The sequence below is a fragment of the Pseudotabrizicola sp. 4114 genome, assembly GCF_031457365.1.
In the GTDB taxonomy this organism is placed as follows: domain Bacteria; phylum Pseudomonadota; class Alphaproteobacteria; order Rhodobacterales; family Rhodobacteraceae; genus Pseudotabrizicola.
The window spans coordinates 1-6,338 of sequence record NZ_JAVDWP010000033.1 but is presented as its reverse complement, the minus strand read 5'-3'; the positions used below and the strand labels follow the sequence as shown (position 1 = coordinate 6,338).

Here is a 6,338-nt window from a genome sequence, read left to right as displayed (position 1 = left end):
TCTGGCTGAATAGATTTGCTACCTGCACGTCTAGCGTGTACCCGTGGGCCTGTAAAGGACAAGGGCGCACTTATGCAAACTCTTCACCTTCGGTTCCGAGATTTGCGTGCGGTCTCTCCGGGGGCATTGCCCCCCGCCGACGGCGTCCCCGTCCGATGCGCTGCATCGGATCAGGAAGCGCTTCCCGCCTTCCCGAACCCTTCCCGGCCAACCTGCGCGGTTGGATTGCGTCCCGCTGTCCCTGCCGCCCTCATAGGAACCGGCCCCTTGAGCGGGGCGGTTCCGCGAGGGCGACAGCATCAGCGGGCGATCCGGTTCCGCCTGTCCCGAGAGCGGGACCGGCTGCCGGACCGGGTTTGCCGCGCTGCGCTTGTCCGGCAAACGCTTGCCCATACCGGCAATGGCCATGCGCATCACTGGCAGCGTGACCGCCTGCCTGTCGGCGCGGCTGCATGTCTGCCAGTTTGCACGGTGGCCTGCCTGACCGGATGGCCAGCAGACAGTCTGCCTGTTTGCCTGCCTGCCTGTTTGCCTGTCCGGCAACCTGCCTGCATTTGCCCGTCGCCGGATCGGTAGGGCGCGCGCATGGCGAGCTACCATCTCTCGGTCAAGACGATCAAACGCAGCGCCGGGCGGTCGGCCACGGCGGCGGCGGCCTACCGGTCGGCCTCTGTCATCGAATGCGACCGGGAAGGGCGCATGCATGACTACACCGCCAAGCGCGGAGTCGAGACCTGCTTCATTCTCGCCCCCAATGATGCGCCGGATTGGGCGCAGGACCGCGCAGCGCTCTGGAATGCCGCCGAAGCGCGCGAGACCAGGTCCAATTCTGTGACTGCCCGCGAATGGGAGCTGGCCCTGCCGTCCGAGATCCCGGACGCCGCGCGGATCGACATCGCGCGGGCCTTCGCCCAAGCGCTGGTGGACCGCTACGGGGTGGCGGCAGATGTGGCAATCCATGCGCCGCACCGCGAGGGGGATCAGCGCAATCACCATGCCCACATCCTGACCACCACCCGCGTCATGTCCGCAGAGGGGTTGACCGAGAAAACCCGCATTCTCGATGCGGCCAGCACCGGCGGGCCGGAGATCGAGACCATGCGAGGCTATTGGGCCGGGTTGCAGAACCATGCCCTTGAGCTGGCCGGGCAGGAGGAGCGCGTCGATCACCGGTCACTGGAGGTTCAGCGCGAAGAGGCGCTGTCTCTGGGCGACAACATGCGCGCCGAGGAACTGGACCGCGAGCCGGAGCTGAAGCTTGGGCCTGCCGCCAATGCCATTGAGCGCCGCGCGCAGCTGGTCGCCGAGGCCGAGGGCCGCGAGTACGAACCGCTGACCCAGCGCGGCGCGCGGGTGCATGCGGTTCGGCAGGCGAAGGTGATGTTCACTGAGATGCGCGAGCGGCTGGAGCTGGCGCGTGATGCCTGGGCTGAGGCCCGGGAAGAGGGGCATGGGCATGTCAGCGCCGGTCTGGCGGCCTTGCGCGCCGTCGCAGGGCGGCAGGCGAAGGAGATGGAGCCGGACGAGGTCAAGCAGCGGTTGGCGCGGATTGCGGGGCAGGAGCTGGGGGCCGATGAACCCGCCCCTGAAGCCGGAGCGAACGCCATCCGCAACCGGCTTAAGCAAGTGCTTGAGCGCGACAAGTCCGGCCCGCGTCAGAAGCAGGAGCACGAGCTGGAGGAAGAGCGCAGGCGGCAGCGCCAGCTTGAGCTGGAACGGCAGCGTGAACTCGATAGAGATCTGGGGTGGGAGTTGTGAAGACAGAGACTAATATTACTCGATAACGACATATAGCTGTCACGCTTGCGCAGACAACAACATCCTGACAGGGTGAACTGACGATCAGAAGGCCCAACGAACGAAGTCAAAGACGAGTGCTAGTCAAGAGCGGAGAAATAGATGGTTCCGGGTGTAGATATAGTAACAGGGTTCCTCACCTCGGTAGTCTATGATGGGCTAAAGCGACCAGTGCGGGCGTTCTCGGACATAAGAAAAGTTCGCAGAGCTATGGCGGCGTCTGTCACGCGCACAGAGCCAAGCGCAGAGAGTAGCGATACAGCGATACGTGCCGCTTTCGACGACCTCACAAAATATGTGGCACATGAGCTTGGTTCCTACACAAATGAGATGCATAATTTCCTTTATGAGCTCATGCGCAGCTCAATTCCCGATTCAATCAAGCAACTCGTTATGGTCGGTCGCGACCCGGCGCCGATGTTCAAACCATTTAAGCACCTGCTTGATACGTTCGAAATTGAAGAAATTGACGCAGAGATCCTCTTCAAACTCTTGACCGCAGCAATAAAGGCTCGATTCTCCACTTCGCTAGGGCCGCAGTCGATAATTGATGTTGTAAACAAACGGGGTGACGAGGTTCTAGCAAGGCTGGAGGCGATCTCAACTGGCGGTAGTGATTTAGATCATGCTGCAACCTTTTCAGCGCTAGAAATATTCGAGATGCGGCTCAAAGTGGCGCGCCATATTGAAGCACAAAACAAGACACTTACAGTGGAGACCACGCAGGGAGCCAGAAAGGTTCCAATAAAAAAACTAGTGGTGCCTGCTAGATTGGAAGAGATACAGTCGAAGTCTGACACAGTCATGCCGCACCGAGATGCATATAGGGATGGTAGTCCGCCAGTTCCATTTATGAGCTTTCGGCGCACATTTTTTAATGCAGTGATACTGGGTGATCCAGGTGGCGGCAAGACGACGCTAACGCAACTGCTATGCTATGATTTGGCCAATCAAATAATTCTCGAAGCCGCTGCTCCTAAAGCAAAACACTTCGATGTAAGTGATTTAAAAGTACCTCTTCGAATAGTACTTCGGGCATTTGAGAAAAGAGTTAGATTAAACCCCAGCTATAATTTCCTGGACTACATCGTCGATGAGCTAAGAATACTTTTTTCCAATGATGATCAAAAGTGCGCTGCATTCATTTCTTACTTGCTTAGTATTGGCCAGGCTGTAATAATTTTTGATGGACTAGACGAAATATTAAACGTTGGAATGAGGAGGGAGATTGCGTCAAAGATAGAGGAATTCTCTCTGGTTCACCCCACCTGTCCTGCACTGGCAACTTCGAGAATAGTTGGGTATAATGATGCCCCACTTCCCTATGAATTTAGAGTGTTCACGCTCTCTAGATTTAACGACTCAGAGATTGAGAAATTTTCTGTGAATCTCTTATGTGCAATATCACAACATAAACCAGCATCAGCAAAAGAGCAGGCAAATAAGTTTCTTGCGCAGACGGAGGCAAACGCCCCAGATTTGCGAACGAATCCACTTATGCTCGGTTTGATGCTTTACATCTTCATATTCAAGGGAGATGTTCCTAGTAATAGGCCAGAAATATATAAAGAATGCTCTATGTTGATGTTTGAAAAATGGGATCAAAGGCGCGGCATCGTATTTGCTTTCCCACAGGATTTTGACTTGTTGGACTTGTTTGGATTTCTAGCTAGCCGGATCTTTGGTGATGCTGAGGCGGAGGAAGGTGTAAGCACAGAATGGCTCACAAGAGAAGTAAGAAAATTCTTCTCGGAATGGTATTCAGACAGAACTCGGTCAGTGGAAGCGGCTCGAACTCTCGTTGACTTCATTACAGGCCGAGCATGGGTTATGTGTGAGGTTGGCCCAAACACTTTCAAGTTTACGCACCGCACATTCTTGGAGTACTTTTTTGCGAGGCGCATTGAGGAAGAAGCAGGAAGCGTGAAGAATTTGATACAGAGCAATTTGTATCAGAAGATTGTAGATGCTGAGTGGGATGTGGTTAATCACCTTGCTCTTCAAACTTCGACATTCAGAAGCAGTCCCAAGTCCCAACAGGCTATTCATGCTCTGATATGCCCAATTCCAGAGGAGCATTCTGCACTCTCTGATGATCAGCGAGTTAATTATCTGTTCTTTGTTGCTAGGACACTTGACTATCTGGTGCTCCCAGAGGCGAAGGTCTTGGAGGTCTGTGACTTTATTCTTAATGAGCTTTTTTGTTTACATGAATTTAACCATCAGAATGCATGCGAAGTTATCCACGGACTTCTGAAGTTCTCTAGATCAAAGAGGCAGATAGTTGCTGATCATTTATCCTCAAAGTTGGAGGGAATACTCAGCGGTGAAGGCGGGGTGAATCGCACTAAGGCGGTCTATATACTTGGGAACTTCTATGCGGGATTCCGCGCACGTAGGCTATCTCCCGTAAATTCAGATGACTTTGACTTGGTGTGGACGTCGCTAGCGCCAGCGCGAAGTTCAGCCAGGTCTAAAATGCTTGCTAGGGCAAGGATTGATGTTGTTGAGGCTAGATGGTTTATTTATGTATTCAGATCAAACGTGATGGAGTTAATGTCGGTCCACGGCTTAGCGTTAGCCTTTTTCAATGGAGACGACCTTGCGCCCTATGAAATTACCTCGCTGGCAAGTATAATTTCGACCCAGTATTTACTTCTACTTACCACGGCACGCCGAGGTATTTTTGACGGGGAGCGGTTTGACGAGAGTGACCTGACTGGAGCGATGAAGTTTATAGTGGCAGAGATAGAGTCTTTGTCCTCCAGCAACGGCTTAGATGATTTTCTCATGAAGGGCTGGAATCCGAGCTCTGAGGAGTCTCTTCTGGAGCTGTGGGACGTGTTTCTATACGCTGCTTCGAAGCCGCGGGGAATTATTCGTAAACTCCCAGGCGTCGCCGACGCGTTCTTTGTTCTATTGGTTTTGCAGATGAACGCGCACAGGCGAGTTGGCCTTCTGGAAGGAAGGGCAGCGCGGCATCATAGTTTGCGTAGTGAAGAGCATGGGACACATGACGTACATGAGATTGTGCGGATGTTTTGCCAATATGCCAGCTCGGAAGAGAAGCGAATGAGAATTGATGTTCTGGGGGATGAGTTCGCAAAACTTATGGTTTTGGAGCGAGAGACAGAGGAATGACTTAACGTCATTTTTTTACGGCGCTGAGAGTTATACATGGCGACAGCAGGCCATTGCATCGGTAACAAAAATGCATGATCTTTGGCAAGCACTGCCGCATACTGAGATAAAGTTTCGCCCGAATCTCCCAAAACATTGAAAAGCGGTTAGTTTTAGTCTGTCAATTCAGCGATTTCGATCAGATGGCCAAAGAAAAATAGACGCGTATAGGCGCTTAAGTCGTGACTTCGCATCTACCCAGAACGGGTTCAGGTCAATCTGCCGCCCATCTGATGGTATACCTTGGCCAAATGCGACGTACGCAGGGCGATCTGTGTAGACTCTGATTGGCAAAGATTCGTCGTCGTCTCCTTTTGAATGCAATAGAAAGCTGGGTTGAGAAGCGCTCAAGACAACGCTTGTCCCGCGATACCACGGACCCCAAGTGATCGTTACCTTATGCGAGTGATCATTATCCTTGTCTGTCGCAAAGAGCCTAATCCATACTGGTCCACTGTATGTACGTGGGTGGTTGAACACAAACGACGTGCTAGCTTGCCCCCGAATCAACTTCTTCATTTCGGCAGCGAGGTGCTCAGGCCCTTCGAACTTGATGTACTTTTTGTCTCGCATGAAGGGAAATGCTTCAAAAAAGGAGGCTTGGTCTGCAAGCAGAACCGGCAGAATTATGACACTGCCACGGCTTATCTCGTTCGTTAGAGCAGTGCTCAATTCTTTCCTGACCCATTTGCTTTGGATCGCACTATCTGTGAGGAATACAACGATGTTTCGAGTTTTTTCAAGGCTAGAGAAGATCTTCTCATTGATACTATCACCCCAGCCAATCTCAATTTCGTCAATAAAAATGTCTATCCCGCTCCCGCTGAGTTCCTTGACTACAGAGAGAACCAGCGGCGCATCGTCGCGACTGTAGGATAAGAAGAAGTCGTAGTTTCTGTCCCCCGAGAATCCGCTCATTCTTGTACCATCTGCAAAGCTCACGCACCGCTCTTGTAACAAGATGCTAAGGGCATGATGCGCAGCTGTCCACATTGTGCGACTTTCGCTGAGTTCTTTTCCTACATCGAGCTAAAATCTCCTGCCACAACCACTTGGTCAGAAACGGTCGTTTCTGTCCCGACCGCTCTACCCTACCCAGATGTGACCGTCACCGCTATCTGGCGCCTTTCTGACAGCGTTAGGTGGCGCATTTGGGCGTGCAGCTTGGCCAGAACAGTAGAGCGGACATTCGTGCATGATGTAGCGACAGGCAGGTCCGAGCCCAAAGTGCGTGATGCTGCGTGATGCACGAATGTCAGCTACCGACATCTAACAGGCTGCTGAAGAAGTCTGCGGGGCGGAACGGTTTTCCTTGCGGAGGCTGTCGGCATTCCGCGTCGCGCCGTTCCATGTTGCAAGCA

3 protein-coding genes are annotated in these 6,338 nt (G+C 53.0%); 2 read left to right on the top strand and 1 reads right to left on the bottom strand.

The annotated features are described in order from the left end of the window. Positions 1-585: 585 nt before the first annotated feature. Together mobQ and J2X53_RS22220 are read left to right on the top strand one after the other, a co-directional pair. Entirely contained in the window at positions 586-1,758 is a 1,173-nt protein-coding gene (gene mobQ, locus J2X53_RS22225; protein ID WP_349039674.1) for a MobQ family relaxase, read from the top strand. Positions 1,759-1,899: 141 nt separating this feature from the next. Then, positions 1,900-4,938, top strand: a complete 3,039-nt coding sequence (locus tag J2X53_RS22220) for a hypothetical protein (RefSeq protein WP_349039673.1) — start codon at positions 1,900-1,902, stop codon at positions 4,936-4,938. A 165-nt stretch (positions 4,939-5,103) separates the two neighbouring features. Here J2X53_RS22220 and J2X53_RS22215 read toward each other — a convergent pair whose 3' ends face one another. Next, positions 5,104-5,919, bottom strand: a complete 816-nt coding sequence (locus tag J2X53_RS22215; RefSeq protein ID WP_349039672.1) for a toll/interleukin-1 receptor domain-containing protein — start codon at positions 5,917-5,919, stop codon at positions 5,104-5,106. Positions 5,920-6,338 lie beyond the last annotated feature (419 nt).

Bases quoted from the DNA above. Each gene is read 5' to 3' on its own strand.
- mobQ (WP_349039674.1), top strand. From the start codon at position 586: ATGGCGAGCTACCATCTCTCGGTCAAGACGATCAAACGCAGCGCCGGG.
- J2X53_RS22220 (WP_349039673.1), top strand. From the start codon at position 1,900: ATGGTTCCGGGTGTAGATATAGTAACAGGGTTCCTCACCTCGGTAGTC.